The sequence below is a fragment of the Geodermatophilus sp. SYSU D01045 genome, assembly GCF_054050295.1.
Map to the genome: position 1 here is coordinate 60,139 of NZ_JBJGZB010000006.1, position 16,062 is coordinate 76,200.

Consider the following 16,062-nt stretch of genomic DNA (forward strand, 5'->3'; position numbering starts at 1 on the left):
GTCCTCCGTCAGAGGGTCTTGCCGGTGGGGCCGTCACCCGGCCGGTCGTCCCGGGGCGTGGTCTCGTCCGGGGCGGGCTCGACCACGGTCTCCCCGGTCGCCACCGGGCCGGGCACCTCGCCGGCCACCGGGCGGACCTGGAGGACCGCCTGCCGGGCGTAGGTCACCACGACGCCCGGGGCGATCTGGACCTGGACGGTGGCCGGGTCGTCGAGACCGGCCACCGTGCCGTACACACCGCCGGCCATGGTGACCGGCACGCCGATCGCCAGCGCCGACTGCGTCTGGTTCTGCTGGCGCTTGCGGGCCCGCGCGGGGAGCACGACCAGCGCCACGAACGCCAGCACGAGCAGGAGCAGGGGGAACAGTTCCACGACGGGAGTGCCTCTCTACCGCGCCGGCTGCGCGCGGTCGGTGCGGCCCGGGTCGGGACCGCTCGGGTACGTCGGTCGTGGCGCGCGGGACACCGTCCGCGCCGACACGGGATCGCACGGCCGGGACCGGTCGGCCCGGGGAGGGCCGAGTTGCGCGCCAGCGCCGATCAGTCTAGGCGTCGAACAGCGGTTCCGACGACGCGCCCGGGTCACGCGGGACGGCTGTGACACCCCCGAGGGGGATGCCGCCGCGCGGCACCGGGTGGCCGAGGTGCCGCCAGGCCGCCTCGGTGGCCACCCGCCCGCGCGGGGTGCGGGCCAGCAGCCCGGCGCGGACGAGGAACGGCTCGCACACCTCCTCGACGGTGGTCGGCTCCTCGCCCACCGCGACCGCCAGCGTGGAGACGCCGACCGGCCCGCCGGAGAAGCGCACGACCAGCGCCTCCAGCACCGCCCGGTCCAGCCGGTCCAGCCCGAGGTCGTCGACGTCGTAGAGGGCCAGCGCGGCCTGCGCGACGGCGCGGGTGACCCGGCCGTCGGCCTCGACCTCGGCGTAGTCGCGGACCCGGCGCAGCAGCCGGTTGGCGATGCGCGGCGTCCCGCGGGAGCGGCCGGCGATCTCGGCCGAGCCGTCGTCGGTGAGCTCGACGCCGAGCAGGTCGGCGCTGCGGGCGAGCACCTGCTGCAGCTCGGCGGGCTCGTAGAACTCCATCTGCCCGACGAAGCCGAACCGGTCGCGCAGCGGCCCGGTGAGCAGGCCCGCCCGGGTGGTCGCGCCGACCAGGGTGAACGGGTTGATCTCCAGCGGGATCGCGGTGGCGCCGGGCCCCTTGCCGACGACGACGTCGACCCGGAAGTCCTCCATCGCCATGTACAGCAGTTCCTCGGCGGGCCGCGCGATGCGGTGGATCTCGTCGATGAACAGCACGTCGCCGGGGCCGAGGTTGGACAGCATCGCGGCGAGGTCGCCGGAGCGCTCGATCGCCGGGCCGCTGGTGATCTTCACCGAGGTGCCGAGCTCCGAGCCGATGATCAGCGCGAGGCTGGTCTTGCCGAGCCCGGGCGGGCCGGACAGCAGCACGTGGTCCGGCGGCCGGCCCCGGCGCTTGGCGCCCTCGAGGACCAGCGCGAGCTGGCGGGCGACCTTGGGCTGGCCGATGAAGTCGGTCAGCGAGTGCGGCCGCAGCGCGGACTCGACCACCCGCTCCTCGTCCCCGGCCTGCGGGGAGACGGCGAAGTCGCGGCTGATGCCGGACTCCACCTCGCCGGTCAGCGACCGGTCGAACGGGGCGCTCACGACCGGCCCAGCAGCTGCAGCGCCTGGCGCAGCAGCAGCGCGACGTCGACCCGCCCGGTGCTGGTGAGCTGCTCGTCGGCGACCGGCGCGAGCGCGGTGAGCGCGGTGTCGGCCTCCTTGGTGGACCAGCCGAGCCCGACCAGCGCCGAGGACAGCTGGTCGCGCCAGGGCGCCACCGGGGTGACCGGCGCGAGACCCGCCGGGGCGGGCCCGTCGAGCTGGGTGTCGGTGGTGGTGGCGCCCAGCCGGTCGCGCAGCTCGAGGATCAGCCGCTCGGCGCCCTTCTTGCCGATGCCGGGCACCTGCATGAGCGCCTTGACGTCGGCCGTGGACACCGCGCGGCGGACCTCGCGCGGCGGGTGGATGGCCAGCACCGCCTGCGCCAGCCGCGGGCCGACGCCGTTGGCGGTCTGCAGCAGCTCGAACAGCTGCCGCTCGTCGTCGTCGGCGAAGCCGTAGAGGGTGAGGGAGTCCTCGCGCACGACCAGGCTGGTGGCCAGGCGGGCGTCCTCACCCACCGCGAGCCGGGCGATGGTGCCCGGCGTGCACTGCACGGCCAGGCCGATGCCGCCGACCTCGACGACCGCGCCCTCCGGGCCGACCGCGGCGACCCGGCCGCTCACCGAGGCGATCACCGGGACACCCCCTGCCAGCGCGGCAGCGTCCGCTGCACCACCGGCGCGCCGATGCCGCCGGCGATCGCCGCGACCCGCAGCCGGTCCTGGGCCGGGCCGCGCCACACGTGGCAGACCGCCAGCGCCAGGGCGTCGGCGGCGTCGGCCGGCTTGGGGGGTGACGCCAGCCCCAGCACCCGGGTGACCATGAGGGTGACCTGCTCCTTGTCCGCGCGGCCGTTGCCGGAGATGGCCGCCTTGACCTCGCTGGGCGTGTGCCAGGCGACCGGCCGGTCGGCCTGCGCAGCGGCCAGCGCCGCGACCCCGGCCGCCTGCGCGGTGCCGGTGGCGGTGCCCTTGTTGTTCTGGGTGAACACCCGCTCGATGGCCACGACGTCGGGCCGGTGCTCGCGCAGCAGCGCGGTGACCTGGGTGTGCAGCTCCAGCAGCCGCAGCTCCAGGTCCAGGTCCGCGGAGCTGCGGATCACGCCGACGCCCACGGCGGCCGGGCGCGTGCCGGGCCGGCCGTCGACCACACCCCACCCGCACCGGGTCAGCCCCGGGTCGATGCCGAGCACCCGCATGCCCGCTCCCCCTCCCACCGAACGCGTGTTCGACCGCAACCGTAACCGTCCCGGACGACGGCCCCGCGGCGCAACACGCGGCACGGTCCGGGGAGCGGTGCGCGGCCCCGGCCGTGCGCGGCGGGGAGGGAGAGGAGGAGCTCCCTCAGCCGACCTTCTCGAGCACCTCGTCGGAGACGTCGTAGTTGGCGTAGACGTTCTGCACGTCGTCGAGGTCCTCGAGCGCGTCGATGAGGCGGAACACCTTGCCGGCGCCCTCCTCGTCGAGCTCGACGGTGACGCTGGGCACGAACCCGGCCTCGGCCGAGTCGTAGTCGATGCCGGCGTCCTGCAGCGCGGTGCGGACGGCGACCAGGTCACCGGGCTCGGAGACGACCTCGAGGGTGTCGCCGAGGTCGCGGACCTCCTCGGCGCCGGCGTCGAGGACCGCCATGAGAACGGTGTCCTCGTCGACGCCGTCGGCCTTCGGGACGACGACGACGCCCTTGCGGGTGAACAGGTAGGACACCGAGCCCGGGTCGGCCATCGAGCCGCCGTTGCGGGTCATCGCGGTGCGCACCTCGGAGGCCGACCGGTTGCGGTTGTCGGTGAGGCACTCGACGAGCACCGCGACGCCCCCCGCCGCGTAGCCCTCATAGGTGATCGACTGGTACTCGACGCCACCGGCCTCGGCGCCCGAGCCGCGCTTGACCGCGCGGTCGATGTTGTCGTTGGGGACCGAGGACTTCTTCGCCTTCTGGATGGCGTCGTAGAGCGTCGGGTTGCCCGCGGGGTCACCGCCGCCGGTGCGCGCCGCGACCTCGATGTTCTTGATCAGCTTGGCGAACAGCTTGCCGCGCTTGGCGTCGATGGCGGCCTTCTTGTGCTTCGTGGTCGCCCACTTGGAATGGCCGCTCACTGTGCTCCTCCGAGGTCGGGGGCGCCGGCACCGGCGCCGCTGGGGGCTGCGACCGCCCCGCCGACCGCGCTCCGCACGATCTCCATGAAACACGCGTGGACCCGGGTGTCCCCGGTCAGCTCGGGGTGGAAGCTGGTGGCCACGACGTCGCCCTGGCGCACCGCGACGATCCTACCGTCGGCCGCTCCGCCCTCGACCCGCCCGAGGACCTGCACCCCCGGCCCGGCCTCCTCGACCCACGGCGCACGGATGAACACGGCCGACAGCGGGCCGCCGGGCACGCCCTCCACCGCGACGCGCGACTCGAAGGAGTCGGCCTGCCGGCCGAAGGCGTTGCGCCGCACGGTGACGTCGAGGCCACCGATCGTCTGCTGCCCGGGCGGGGCGTCGAGGAGCCGGTCGGCCAGCAGCACCAGCCCGGCGCAGGTGCCGTACACCGGCAGCCCGCCGCGGACGGCGGCACGCAGCGGCTCGAGCAGCCCGGTGCGGACGGCGAGGTTCGCCATCGTGGTCGACTCGCCGCCGGGCAGGACCAGCCCGTCGACGGCGGCCAGCTCGGCGGGGCGCCGCACCGGCACCGCGTCCGCGCCGAGCCCGGTCAGGACCGCGAGGTGCTCGCGGACGTCGCCCTGCAGCGCGAGCACCCCGATCCGGGGCGCGCTCACCAGCCGCGCGCGGCGAACCGCTGCGAGTCGGACAGCGTGTCCACGTCGATCCCGACCATGGCCTCGCCCAGCCCGCGGGAGACCTTGGCGATCACGTCGGGGTCGTCGTGGAACGTCGTCGCCTGGACGATCGCGGCGGCGCGCCGGGCCGGGTCGCCGGACTTGAAGATCCCCGAGCCGACGAACACGCCCTCGGCGCCCAGCTGCATCATCATCGCCGCGTCGGCCGGGGTGGCGATGCCGCCGGCGGTGAACAGCACGACCGGCAGCTTCCCGGTGCGGGCCACCTCGGCGACCAGGTCGTGCGGCGCGCGCAGTTCCTTGGCCGCGACGAACAGCTCGGTCTCGTCGAGGGTGCCCAGCCGCCGGATGCCGGCCCGGATCGCCCGCACGTGCCGCGTCGCCTCGACGACGTTGCCCGTGCCCGCCTCGCCCTTCGACCGGATCATGGCCGCGCCCTCGGCGATCCGCCGCAGCGCCTCGCCCAGGTCGGTGGCGCCGCAGACGAACGGCACGGTGAACGCGTGCTTGTCGATGTGGTGCGCCTCGTCGGCCGGGGTGAGCACCTCGGACTCGTCGACGTAGTCGACGCCGAGGCTCTGCAGCACCTGGGCCTCGACGAAGTGCCCGATGCGGGCCTTGGCCATCACCGGGATGGAGACGGCGGAGACGATCCCGTCGATCATGTCGGGGTCGCTCATCCGCGCGATGCCGCCCTGGGCGCGGATGTCGGCGGGCACCCGCTCGAGCGCCATGACGGCGACGGCGCCGGCGTCCTCGGCGATCCTCGCCTGCTCGGGGGTGACGACGTCCATGATGACGCCGCCCTTGAGCTGCTCGGCGAGGCCGCGCTTGACGCGGGAGGTGCCGGTGACGGGGAGGGCGGCGGGGTCGGACACGGCTGCTCCTGGGTGGTGCGGAGGGCAGGCCGCACGACCGCGCGACCCGGCCCAGCGTAGGCGGGCTCAGCCGCGCGGTGTGCCGGCGCCCGTGGGGACCGCGTCCAGGCCGTCCTCGACGTCGAAGAAGCGGGGCAGCGGCCGGTCCGCGTGCAGCCGCAGCAGCCGGGGCAGCCGCCGCTGGCGCAGCAGCGCGGTGTCCCGGACCGCGTCGTTGTAGAAGCGCCGGGCCAGCCCCATGCGGGCGTCGGTCTCGGCCAGCGCGGCCAGCAGCGACGCGGGGACGCCGGGCACCTCGGCCGGCAGGGCGCGCAGCTCCCGGCCCAGGGCGTTCTCGGCCAGCTCCCGGTCGCCGGCCGGCGTCTGCCGTGCCTCGTAGGCGGCGGTCTTCAGCCGGGACGCGCGGTCCTCACCGAGCGCGGCGCTGTACCCGGCGGCCAGGTCCTCGGCGAGCGCGGCGCGGTGCCGCAGCCGGTCCTCGAGCACCGTCCGCGAGCGGGCGACGCGGGCCTCCAGCCGCCGCAGCCGGGTGAGCGTCCAGGCGGTCCAGGCCAGCAGGAGGACGACGACGACCGCGGCGACGAGCAACCAGGCGCCGGGTGTCACGCCGAGTCACGCTAGCGGCGGCCGCGCCTCCTCAGGGAGGTCGACACCCCGTCGGTGGCGCCCGTCACCTCCGGCCACGCCTCGTCGTCGCCCGCGGTGACCTCTCCTGCGCCGGGGAGCACGACGGTCTCGTAGACGGCGAGCACCCGGCGGGCGACCACCTGCCAGTCGTAGCCCGCGGCCACCTCGCGCCCGGTCGCGGACAGCGCCGCCCGCCGGGCGGGGTCGGCCAGCAGGTCCGACAGCGCCCGGGCCAGCGCCGCGCTGTCCCCGCGGCGCACCAGCACTCCGGCCGTGCCGTCCTCGAGCACCCGCGCGAACGCGTCGAGGTCGCTGGCCACGATCGGCGCGCCGGCGGCCATGGCCTCGATGAGCACCACCCCGAAGGACTCGCCGAGCAGGTTGGGCGCGCAGTAGACGTCCACCGAGCGCAGGAAGGCGGCCTTGTCGGCCTCGGGGATCTCGCCGAGCAGGGCCACGTGCGCGCGCAGGTCCTCCCCCACCGCCGCGTACAGGGCGTCGGGGTCGCCGCGGCCGGCCACCAGCAGCCGGGCGCCGGGGTGCTCGCGGACGACGGTCCGCATCGCCTCCAGCAGCACCGGCAGGCCCTTGCGCGGCTCGTCGTAGCGGCCGAGGAACCCGATGGTCGGCCCGTCGACGCCGCGGGCGGCCCCGGGCAGGGTCGGGCCCTCGGCGAAGAAGCCCACGTGCACGCCGTTGGGGATGATCACCGCGTCGCCGCCGAGGTGCTCGACCTGCACGCGCCGGGCGAAGTCGGAGACGGCGATCCGGCCGGTGATCTTCTCCAGCCACGGGCGCACGACCGGGCCCCAGGCGGCCAGCCACTTCGACCGCACGGTGGCGGCGTGGAAGGTGGCCACGATCGGGCCGGTGGCGATCATGCAGACCAGCAGGCCGATCGACGGCGGCGCCGGGTCGTGCACGTGGACGACGTCGAAGTGCCCCTCGCGCAGCCAGCGGCGCACCCGCGCGGCGGACACCGGCCCGAACTGCACGCTGGCCATCGAACCGTTGTAGGGGATCGGCACGGTGCGCCCGGCGAAGGTGAGCCAGGGGTCGGTGAGCGACTCCTCGTGCTCGGCCGGGGTGAGCACCTCGACGTGGTGGCCGAGCCCGCGCAGCGTCTCGGCGAGGTCGCGCACGTGGTACTGGACGCCCCCGGGGACGTCCCACTGGTAGGGGCAGACCAGGCCGATCCGCATCAGCGACACTCCCCCGCCGGCGGGTCGGGCGGCACGTCGGCCCAGATGCGCCCGAGCACGTGCCAGTCCTCCGGCTGCCGCGCGATGTCGGCAGTGAACGCGTCGGCCACGCCCTGCATCGCCGTCGCCACCCGGTCCCGCAGCCGGGTCCCGCCGTCCAGCGGGACCTCCTCGCCGACCTGCAGCACCCACCCGCGCTCGCTGAACCGGCACGTGACCGGGTGCAGCGAGGCGCCGGTCTGCGCGGCCAGCAGCGCCGGACCGCCGGGCATGGTGGCCGGCCGGCCGAAGAACTCGACGGGCACGCCGCCGGAGCCGAGGTCGCGGTCGACGAGCAGGCACACCGAGCGCCCGGCCTCGAGCCACTCGCGCAGCACCGCCGAGCTCGGCCGCTCCCCGCCGGTGAGGGGCACCACCCGCATGCCGAGCGTCTCCCGGTAGGCCAGGAACCGCTCGTACAGCGACTCCGGCCGCAGCCGCTCGGCGACGGTCATGAACGGCTCGCCGAGCCAGTCGAGGAACCACACCCCGGCGGCGTCCCAGTTGCCGCTGTGCGGCAGCGCCAGGATCACCGGCCGGCCCTGCGCGCGGGCGCGGGCGAGGTGCTCGATCCCGGGGACGACGGTGTCGCGCAGCACCCGCGCGGTGCCCAGGCGCGGCAGCCGGAAGGCCTCCTGCCAGTACCGGGCGTAGGAGCGCAGCGCGCGCGCGGTGAGCGCGGCGAGCTCGTCGTCGGCGAGCTTGCCGCCGGTGGCCACCCGCAGGTTGGCCCGCAGCTGGCGGGTGCCCCGGCCCTCACGGCCGGCGGCGAAGCGGGCGACCGCGTCGGAGGCGCCGCGGGCCACCGGCTCGGGCAGCCACTGCACCGCCTGCCAGCCCGCCGCGTAGCCGAGGTCGGTGGCCCGGGCGGCCGCCCGGGCCCGGAGGCCGCTCACGGGGCCGGCGCCGACGGCGTCAGCGACGTCCCCCGGGCGCCACGGTGGACGGCGGCCACCCGCTGGGCGACGGTCACCGCGCCGCCCACCACCAGCAGCCACAGGCCCACGTCGACGGCGTACGGGAGGCCCAGGCCGGTGAGGCCGGTGCCGGCGAGCACCAGGATCAGCCGCTCGGTGCGCTCGACCAGGCCGACGTCGCACGGGATGCCGACGCCCTCGGCCCGCGCCTTGATGTAGCTGGTCAGCACGCCGAGGACCAGCCCCACCATGGCCAGCAGCGCGAGCAGCCGGTCGTCGCCCGCGCCGGTGTACCACCACACCAGCGCCCCGAAGACGGCGGCGTCGACGGCACGGTCGCAGGCCGAGTCCAGCACCGCGCCGAACGCCGACCCGCCGCCGCGGGCGCGCGCGAGCGCCCCGTCGAGCATGTCGAGCAGCACGAACAGCGTGACGGTGAACGCGCCCCAGAACAGGACGCCGTGGGCGATGAGCGTCACCGCCGCGGCGATCGCGCCGACGGTCCCGGTGACGGTGATCGCGTCCGGCGTCACCCCGGCCCGCGCCAGCCGGGTGACCACCGGGGCCCAGAACCGGCCGACGGCCGCCCGGGCACCCGACCCCAGCACGGTCAGTCCCCCGTCCGCGCCGACGGCGCCGCGCCCGGCCACGCCGCGGCCAGCAGCGCGCGGGTCTCGGCCAGCACCTGCGGCAGCACCCGGGTGAGGCCGATGACCGGCATGAAGTTCGTGTCGCCGCCCCAGCGCGGCACCGCGTGCTGGTGCAGGTGGTCGGCGATGCCGGCCCCCGCCACCTGGCCCTGGTTCATCCCGATGTTGAAACCGTGTGCTCCGGTCACCTGCCGCACCACCCGCATCGCCGTCTGCGTGAACGCGCCCAGCTCGGCGACCTCGTCGTCGGTCAGGTCGGTGTAGTCGGGCACGTGCCGGTACGGGACCACCATGAGGTGCCCGGCGTTGTAGGGGTAGAGGTTCAGCACCGCGAAGACGGTCGCGCCGCGCGCCACGACCAGTCCCTGCTCGTCCGGCATCGCCGGGATGAGGCAGAACGGGCAGTCGTGCTCGCCGGTGGGCTTGCCCGAGCCCCGGATGTAGGCCATCCGGTAGGGCGTCCACAGGTGCTCGAAGACGGCGGCCGGCCCGTCGTCGTCGGCGGAGACGGGGACCGTGAAGCCGTCGGGCCCCACGGTCACCGCGACTCCAGCGGCGCGTCCGCCGTCGGGTCGGCGTTGTGCCGCGCGGTCACCCAGGCGACGACGGCGTCGACGGCCTCGTCGACCGGCACGCCGTTGCGCTGGCTGCCGTCGCGGTAGCGGAAGGAGACCGCGCCGGCCTCGGCGTCGGTGGCCCCGGCGATGAGCACGAAGGGCACCTTCTGCTTGCTGGCGTTGCGGATCTTCTTCTGCATGCGGTCGTCGGAGTCGTCGACCTCGACCCGGATGCCGCGGGCGCGCAGCTTCAGCGCGACGTCGGTCAGGTAGCCGACCTGGTCGTCGGTGACCGGGATGCCGACCACCTGCACCGGGGCCAGCCACGCGGGGAACGCACCGGCGTAGTGCTCGGTGAGGACGGCGAAGAAGCGCTCGATCGAGCCGAACAGCGCCCGGTGCAGCATGACCGGCCGCTGGCGGGAGCCGTCGGCGGCGGTGTACTCGAGGTGGAACCGCTCGGGCAGGTTGAAGTCGACCTGGATGGTCGACATCTGCCAGCTGCGGCCGATGGCGTCGCGCGCCTGCACCGAGATCTTCGGGCCGTAGAACGCCGCGCCGCCCGGGTCGGGGACGAGCTCGAGGCCGGACTCCAGCGCCGCCTGGCGCAGTGCCTCGGTGGCGACCTCCCAGCTCTCGTCCGACCCCACGGACTTCTCCGGGTTGCGGGTGGACAGCTCGAGGTAGAAGTCGGAGAGGCCGTAGTCGGCGAGCAGGCCGAGGACGAAGTCGAGCAGCCCGCGCAGCTCACCGGGCATCTGCTCGGGGGTGCAGTAGATGTGCGCGTCGTCCTGGGTGAAGCCGCGGGCGCGGGTGAGCCCGTGGATGACGCCGGACTTCTCGTACCGGTAGACGGTGCCGAACTCGAACAGCCGCAGCGGCAGCTCGCGGTAGGAGCGGCCGCGGGACCCGAACACCAGGTTGTGCATCGGGCAGTTCATCGGCTTGAGGTAGTAGTCCTGCCCCTGCCGGCGGACGGTGCCGTCGGCGTCGCGCTCCTCGTCGAGCTGCATGGGCGGGTACATGCCCTCGGCGTACCAGTCGAGGTGGCCCGAGATCTCGAACAGCCGGCCCTTGGTGATGTGCGGGGTGTTGACGAAGGAGTAGCCGGCCTCCTCGTGCCGCTGCCGGCTGTACGCCTCCAGCTCCCGCCGGACGACGCCGCCCTTGGGGTGGAACACCGCCAGGCCCGACCCGATCTCGTCGGGGAAGCTGAACAGGTCCAGCTCGGCGCCCAGGCGGCGGTGGTCGCGGCGCTCGGCCTCGGCCACCTGCTCCAGGTACGCCTTGTGCGCCTCGCGGCTCTCCCACGCGGTGCCGTAGACCCGCTGCAGCTGCGGGTTCTTCTCGCTGCCCCGCCAGTAGGCGGCGGCCGAGCGGGTGAGGCTGAACGCCGGGATGGTCGAGGTGCGCGGCAGGTGCGGGCCCCGGCACAGGTCGGTCCAGACCCGCTCGCCGGTGCGCGGGTCGAGGTTGTCGTACATGGTCAGCTGCGCGCCGCCGACCTCGACGTCGGCGCCCTCGGCGGCCGGGTGGGCCGGGTCGGCAGCAGAGCCCTTGAGGCCGATCAGCTCGAGCTTGTACGGCTCGTGGGCGAGCTCGGCGCGGGCGTCGTCGTCGCTGACCTCCCGGCGGGAGAAGCGCTGGCCGGCCTTGACGATCTGCTGCATGCGCTTCTCCAGCGCCTGCAGGTCCTCCGGGGTGAACGGCTTCTCCGGGTCGAAGTCGTAGTAGAAGCCGTTCTCCACCGGCGGGCCGATGCCCAGCCGGGTGCCGGGGAACAGGTCCTGCACGGCCTGGGCGAGCACGTGCGCGGTCGAGTGCCGGATGACCGCGCGGCCCTCGGGGCTGGCGGCGACGACGGGCTCGACCTCGGCGTCGGCGTCGGGGGCCCAGGCGAGGTCGCGCAGGTCGCCGGTGGCGAGGTCGCGGACGACGACGGCGCCGTCGGGGCCCTTGAGCGCGACCCCGGCGTCCTTGAGCGCCTGCTCGGCCGTCGTCCCGGCCGGCACCCGGATCGGGGCGGTTGCGGCAGGGGTGGGCGCGGCGGACACGGGGGCTCCTGGGGGTTGCGCGAGATCGGGACGGCGTCCGCTCGGCGGACGCGCACCGGCCAGCGTATCGACCGTGCCCCGGTGTTCCCGAGAGCCGACTACGTGGGGAGGACCTCGTCGCCGACCGTGACCGTCCCGGGCTCGGCCACCTCCGCGTAGACGCCCAGGCAGTGCTTCGGCAGCCGGGTGACCTCCAGCACGGCCGAGCCCAGCCGCAGCCGGCGGCCCACCCAGGTCCGCTCGTCGTCGGCGGGCAGGTCGAGGAGGAGGTTGGCCCGCGGGTCCTCGGCGCCGCAGCCGGCCGGGACGACGCCGGCCGCCGCCCGGTCCAGCGCCTGCCGGGAGACCAGGTGCACCGCCGCGGCGCCCTCGGGCCGGCCGGTCAGCGGCTCGAGCCGCACCGGCCGGCCCAGCGCCGCGGCGACGGCGGCGGCGTCGAGGTCGGGGTGGCCGGTGGGGGTGACGCCGGCCAGCGCGGGGGCGTCCTTCCCGCGCAGCACCCGCCCGTCGAGGTCGACGACGGCGGACCCACGGTCCCCGGCCAGGCCGGCGGGGCCGACGTCGGCGGACCGCAGGGGCGTGCCGGCGCAGCCGCGGACGGGGTAGACCGAGATGCCGACGACCGTCCCCGCGCTCACGCGGGTCACGCTACGCAGGGCGGGCGACGACGACACCGCGGCGGCGCAGCCGGCGCAGCTGGGACTCCAGGTAGGGCCGGGCCCGGCGCTGCCCGCCGCGGACGGCGATCGCCTCGGCCAGCCCGGTCAGGACGCGGGCCAGCCGCTGCTCGTCGGCGGGCCAGCCGCGGCGCAGGCACTCCTCCAGCCACTCGACCGGTGCGGTGTGCCCGCGCTCGCCGTTGCACCGCCGGCAGGCGGCCACCTCGTTCTCCAGCCACGACGGGCCGCCCTTGACCCGCGGCACGACGTGCTCGGTCGTGGGGGTGACGTGCCCGGTGAGCGCCCGGCCGCACCAGATGCAGGTGGGGCCGTCCCGCTCCACGGCCGCGTCCAGCCGGGCGACCCTGTCCAGTGCCATCTCCCCCATGGTGCGCCTGATCCAGGTGGGCGCGCTCAGTCCCGGCGGCGGCGCCCGGCCACCCGCGGGGGCCGCGGCAGCAGTGCGGCCGTCAGCGCGCTCCGCCGGCGGCGGCGGACGGCCCGCCGGAACTGCTCCCGGCCGGGACCGGCACCGGGCGCGTACGCCGACCACACGAGGTCGCCTCCCGCCGTGTCGTCGTCGCCCGCGCGGTCCCGCAGGTGCGCGAGGACGCGGCCGGCGAGGGCCTCGTCGGCGAGCAGCGCCGCCCAGTCCTCGGGGTCCCGGCTCTCCTCGGCCAGCGCCTCGCCGATCCAGCCGAACACCCCCGGGCCGAAGGACCGCACCGCCAGGTCGCCGACGACGGCGTGCGCGGCGTCGACCGCCACCCCCGCCTCGAGCGCCACCTCCAGCTCGACGACGGCACGCAGCGTGTACGCATCAGGGACCGGCTCCACTCCCGCATCGTGCAGCACGGCGGGTCCCCGACCGATGAGAAACGGGATCGGCCAGTGTCTGACCCGACGAGACCGGCCGACAGGGCCGGCCGACCGACCGAGGAGCAGACATGGGTGCCATCCGCGTGCACGAGTTCACCACCGTCGACGGGGTCGTCGACGCACCGATGTGGACGGTCGACTACGGGTTCCCCGACGACCTGGCCGCCTCCATCGGGGCGATCACCGCGCCGGCGACGGGCATCCTGCTCGGCCGCACGACCTTCGAGATGTTCGCGCCGGCGTGGTCCACGCGGACGGTCGAGGACGACCCCGGGGCGCCGTTCTTCAACGACACCACCAAGTACGTCGTCTCCTCGACGCTGGCCGACGCCGAGGGCGTGTGGCGGAACTCCACCTCCCTCGGCGGCTACGACGCCGACCGGATCCGGGAGCTCAAGGCCGACCGGGACCTCTACGTCAGCGGCAGCGCCACCCTCGTGCGGGCGCTGGTGGCCGACGGGCTGGTCGACGAGCTGCACCTGTACGTGTACCCGGTCGCCGTCGGCGAGGGCATCCACCTGTTCCCCGAGGGCACGAAGCAGAAGCTGTCGCTGGTCGGCGTCGAGGCGCTGAGCAACGGCGTGGCGCACCTGACCTACGGCCCGGCCGCCTGAGCCCACCGCGAGAGGGCCGGGCTCCCGTCGTCGGGAGCCCGGCCCTCCCGTCGGCCACGGGGACGGCAGCACGCAGAACCCGTCGCCGTCGGGGTCGGCCGGCACCACCCGGGGCCGACGTCGCCCTGGCCGACGTCGGCCCGGGTCGCCCGGAGTGCGAGCAGCCGCTCGACCCCGGCCTGCCGGTCCCCGCCGGCGGGCGGGGCGTCGCCAGGGCCGCCGGCGACCGGGCGACGACGCGGTACCCCCGTGGACGCCGCGAGGGCCGGGCCCCCGTCGGGAGCCCGGCCCTCGCGTGCCGGTGGGCGATACTGGGTTCGAACCAGTGACCTCTTCGGTGTGAACGAAGCGCTCTACCACTGAGCCAATCGCCCGTTGCGCCGTCCATGATGCCAGACGGTCAGCGCCACAGGGGCACCCACCCCGGCATCCAGTCCGGAACACCGGTGACGTGCAGCGTGACGACGAGGACGCCGTAGACGAACGCCGCCGTCAGCACGCCGATCCCCAGGCGCACCCACACCGGCTGGCGGCCCAGCCAGTCGGTCCACGCCTTGACGTGCCGCTTGGTGAACTCCAGCAGCCGCTCGGCCCAGGTGAACTCGGTGGCGAGCACGAACAGGCCGGCGATGACGGTGAGCCAGCCGGGGCCCGGCAGCGGGATGGTGACCAGGCCGACGGCGACCACGAGGCCGCCGACGATGCCGACGACCATCCGGTAGGCGTGGTCGACCGAGCGGCGGGCGGCCAGGCGCTGCCGCCACCGCGACTCCGCGACCCGCTCGCGCAGGCTGTGGACGCCGTCGTGGTCGAAGTGCTCCCGCCGCTGCTCGGCGGTCGGTCGTGCCCGCCGCTCCCGAGGGGGCGGCGGCACCGTGTCCTGTCCGCTCAGCTGGTCACCTGCCCGTTCGCCACCACGTCCGACGGTTCCGCCGGAGCCTGCCGGCCGGGCTCGATGCTGATCGCGTACCCCGCGTAGCCGTCGAGACCGGTCGAGGCGGAGCCTACGGTCCGGAGGTCGGTCTGTGGGGAGACGACGTCGAAGGTGCCGAGCGCCACCGGTGCGTCGTCGGCCATCCCCCACACCACGTAGACGCTGGCGCTGCTGTCGTTGACCCGCAGCCCGTGCGTGACGACCTCCAGCTGCGCGTCGCGGGCGACGACGGTGGCCACCGGGTCGCCGTCGCCGTCCTGGACGGGTGCGATGGTCGCCCGTCCGGGCTGCAGCAGCGCCTCGACCACCTGCTGCTGCTCCGCGGCGAGGGCGCGGGCGTCGTCGCGGGCGGAGCTGAGCACGACGTTCCAGGTGCCGAGCGCCAGGATCGCGGCGACGGCGGCGGCGACCAGCGCGTTGGGCAGCACCCGCCGCCACACCGGGCGGGGGTCGGGCGCGGGCTCCTCCGCGGTGGGCACGTAGCCGGGGAAGCCGGTCGCGACGGGACGGTCGGTGCGGCGGCGCCCGCCGGGGGCGGCCGGGGCCTGCGGCACGGGCGCCACGCCCGGGGCGGCGGGGTCGACGCCGGCCGGCGGGGGGAGCTGCCCGGTCTCCTCGACCGCGGCCCGCAGCCGGTCGCGCAGCCGGTCGTCCGGCTCGGCCTGCGGCAGGTCCGCGGCCAGCGCCGCCATCACCTCGGAGGTCTCGGCGACGGTCCGGGTGCACCGCGGGCAGGTCGGCAGGTGGGCGCCGAACAGCGCCTCGTCCTCCGGCTCGAGCGCGTGCAGCGCCCAGCCGACGGCGAGCTCGTCGAAGGGCTCGTGGGAGTCGGGGCGCGGGCTCACCGGGCACCCCCGTCGACCGCGGCGGGACCGCTGAGCGCGCCACCGGCGCCGCCCCCGGCGACCCCGCCGAGCTCCTCCTTCAGCCGGCGCATGCCGGCCAGCATGCGGGTCTTCACCGTCCCCAGCGGCGCGCGGGTCAGGGCCGCGACCTCCCGCTGCGTGTACCCGCCGTAGTAGGCGAGCGTGAGCGCCTCCCGCTGGGCGTCGGGCAGCGCCGCGAGCGCGGTCCGCACCCGCTCGGACACCACCCGGTCCCACGCCTCGTCCTCGACGTCGCGGGCGCTGGTGGGGGCGCTCAGCGCGAGGTCGTCCTCGGCGCGGGCCCGGCGGCGGCGCTGCGACTCCTCCCGGCGGACGGCGTCGACGGCCTTGTGGTGGACCATCGCCAGCAGCCAGGCGGAGAAGCTGCCGCGGGTGCCGTCGTAGGCGTGCGGGTCGCGCCACACGGTGAGGAACACGTCCTGGACGACGTCCTCGGCGAGGACGTCGTCGGCGAGCACCCGCCTGGCCAGCGCGAACGCCGGCCGGCGGAACCGCTCGTAGAGGTCGTCCACGGCGCCCCGGTCGCCGGCCCGCACGCGCGCCACGAGGTCCAGGTCACCGGGGTCGCCCTCCGGACGTCGTGCCGGACGCGTCACGGTTCCCATCGTCACACGACGCATTCGCGGCAGCGCGCATCACGGTTCACCACGCCGGGTAGGGGCATCCCCAGGTGGTTCCCGCCCCTGAACCCGGCGGGACCGCGCGGACCGGT

General features: G+C 75.7%; 20 protein-coding genes and 1 tRNA gene. 1 reads left to right on the forward strand and 20 read right to left on the reverse strand.

The genetic code is table 11. The features are described from left to right. Positions 1–8: 8 nt before the first annotated feature. The 16 genes from ACI798_RS06805 to ACI798_RS06880 all read right to left on the reverse strand — a co-directional run bounded on the left by ACI798_RS06805 (position 9) and on the right by ACI798_RS06880 (position 12,873). Complete coding sequence (locus tag ACI798_RS06805) at positions 9–374, reverse strand: preprotein translocase subunit YajC (RefSeq protein ID WP_456940619.1); 366 nt, start codon at positions 372–374, stop codon at positions 9–11. A 172-nt stretch (positions 375–546) separates the two neighbouring features. Then, positions 547–1,671: a Holliday junction branch migration DNA helicase RuvB gene (gene ruvB / locus ACI798_RS06810; RefSeq protein WP_456902765.1), complete on the reverse strand. Its 1,125-nt coding sequence runs from the start codon at positions 1,669–1,671 to the stop codon at positions 547–549. Continuing rightward, positions 1,668–2,306, reverse strand: a complete 639-nt coding sequence (ruvA, locus tag ACI798_RS06815; RefSeq protein WP_457047543.1) for a Holliday junction branch migration protein RuvA — start codon at positions 2,304–2,306, stop codon at positions 1,668–1,670. Before ruvA ends, ruvB begins: the two co-directional genes overlap by 4 nt. Beyond that, complete coding sequence (ruvC, locus tag ACI798_RS06820) at positions 2,303–2,869, reverse strand: crossover junction endodeoxyribonuclease RuvC (protein WP_456940617.1); 567 nt, start codon at positions 2,867–2,869, stop codon at positions 2,303–2,305. The genes ruvA and ruvC overlap by 4 nt, the downstream gene beginning before the upstream one ends. 145 nt (positions 2,870–3,014) lie before the next feature. Next, positions 3,015–3,767 carry a YebC/PmpR family DNA-binding transcriptional regulator gene (locus ACI798_RS06825; protein WP_456940616.1) on the reverse strand — a complete coding sequence of 251 codons (753 nt, stop codon included), beginning with the start codon at positions 3,765–3,767 and terminating at the stop codon, positions 3,015–3,017. Continuing rightward, on the reverse strand, positions 3,764–4,432 hold the full coding sequence (pdxT, locus tag ACI798_RS06830; RefSeq protein WP_457047544.1) for a pyridoxal 5'-phosphate synthase glutaminase subunit PdxT: 669 nt from the start codon (positions 4,430–4,432) through the stop codon (positions 3,764–3,766). The genes ACI798_RS06825 and pdxT overlap by 4 nt, the downstream gene beginning before the upstream one ends. Next, positions 4,429–5,331, reverse strand: a complete 903-nt coding sequence (gene pdxS, locus ACI798_RS06835; protein WP_456940614.1) for a pyridoxal 5'-phosphate synthase lyase subunit PdxS — start codon at positions 5,329–5,331, stop codon at positions 4,429–4,431. The genes pdxT and pdxS overlap by 4 nt, the downstream gene beginning before the upstream one ends. A gap of 66 nt (positions 5,332–5,397) precedes the next feature. Beyond that, positions 5,398–5,937, reverse strand: coding sequence for a hypothetical protein (locus ACI798_RS06840; RefSeq protein WP_456940613.1), 540 nt, complete (start codon positions 5,935–5,937; stop codon positions 5,398–5,400). Between the two features lie 11 nt (positions 5,938–5,948). Continuing rightward, the gene (locus ACI798_RS06845; protein WP_456940612.1) at positions 5,949–7,160 is read right to left on the reverse strand and encodes a glycosyltransferase family 4 protein; all 1,212 of its coding nucleotides are present in this window, start codon (positions 7,158–7,160) and stop codon (positions 5,949–5,951) included. After that, a complete protein-coding gene (locus tag ACI798_RS06850; protein ID WP_456940611.1) occupies positions 7,160–8,095 on the reverse strand; it encodes a phosphatidylinositol mannoside acyltransferase in 936 nt (311 codons plus the stop codon). Before ACI798_RS06850 ends, ACI798_RS06845 begins: the two co-directional genes overlap by 1 nt. Beyond that, on the reverse strand, positions 8,092–8,724 hold the full coding sequence (gene pgsA / locus ACI798_RS06855; protein WP_456940610.1) for a phosphatidylinositol phosphate synthase: 633 nt from the start codon (positions 8,722–8,724) through the stop codon (positions 8,092–8,094). The genes ACI798_RS06850 and pgsA overlap by 4 nt, the downstream gene beginning before the upstream one ends. A 2-nt stretch (positions 8,725–8,726) precedes the next feature. Next, positions 8,727–9,308: an HIT family protein gene (locus ACI798_RS06860; RefSeq protein ID WP_456940609.1), complete on the reverse strand. Its 582-nt coding sequence runs from the start codon at positions 9,306–9,308 to the stop codon at positions 8,727–8,729. Continuing rightward, entirely contained in the window at positions 9,305–11,377 is a 2,073-nt protein-coding gene (thrS, locus tag ACI798_RS06865) for a threonine--tRNA ligase (RefSeq protein WP_457047545.1), read from the reverse strand. Before thrS ends, ACI798_RS06860 begins: the two co-directional genes overlap by 4 nt. Before the next feature lie 98 nt (positions 11,378–11,475). Continuing rightward, positions 11,476–12,015: an MOSC N-terminal beta barrel domain-containing protein gene (locus tag ACI798_RS06870; protein WP_456940607.1), complete on the reverse strand. Its 540-nt coding sequence runs from the start codon at positions 12,013–12,015 to the stop codon at positions 11,476–11,478. Positions 12,016–12,025: 10 nt separating this feature from the next. Further along, a complete protein-coding gene (locus tag ACI798_RS06875) occupies positions 12,026–12,415 on the reverse strand; it encodes an HNH endonuclease (RefSeq protein ID WP_456940606.1) in 390 nt (129 codons plus the stop codon). A 35-nt stretch (positions 12,416–12,450) separates the two neighbouring features. Next, complete coding sequence (locus tag ACI798_RS06880) at positions 12,451–12,873, reverse strand: hypothetical protein (RefSeq protein ID WP_457047546.1); 423 nt, start codon at positions 12,871–12,873, stop codon at positions 12,451–12,453. 110 nt (positions 12,874–12,983) lie between these two features. Between ACI798_RS06880 and ACI798_RS06885 the strand changes: the two genes are divergently transcribed. Beyond that, positions 12,984–13,529: a dihydrofolate reductase family protein gene (locus tag ACI798_RS06885; protein ID WP_456940604.1), complete on the forward strand. Its 546-nt coding sequence runs from the start codon at positions 12,984–12,986 to the stop codon at positions 13,527–13,529. Positions 13,530–13,831: 302 nt separating this feature from the next. Here ACI798_RS06885 and ACI798_RS06890 read toward each other — a convergent pair. The 4 genes from ACI798_RS06890 to ACI798_RS06905 form a co-directional block, all read right to left on the reverse strand. Further along, a tRNA-Val gene (locus tag ACI798_RS06890) sits at positions 13,832–13,903 on the reverse strand. A 26-nt stretch (positions 13,904–13,929) separates the two neighbouring features. Next, a complete protein-coding gene (locus tag ACI798_RS06895) occupies positions 13,930–14,403 on the reverse strand; it encodes a TIGR02611 family protein (protein ID WP_456940603.1) in 474 nt (157 codons plus the stop codon). 14 nt (positions 14,404–14,417) lie between these two features. Next, the gene (locus ACI798_RS06900) at positions 14,418–15,308 is read right to left on the reverse strand and encodes an anti-sigma factor domain-containing protein (RefSeq protein WP_457047547.1); all 891 of its coding nucleotides are present in this window, start codon (positions 15,306–15,308) and stop codon (positions 14,418–14,420) included. Further along, positions 15,305–15,955, reverse strand: a complete 651-nt coding sequence (locus tag ACI798_RS06905; RefSeq protein ID WP_456940601.1) for a sigma-70 family RNA polymerase sigma factor — start codon at positions 15,953–15,955, stop codon at positions 15,305–15,307. The genes ACI798_RS06900 and ACI798_RS06905 overlap by 4 nt, the downstream gene beginning before the upstream one ends. Positions 15,956–16,062: the final 107 nt, after the last annotated feature.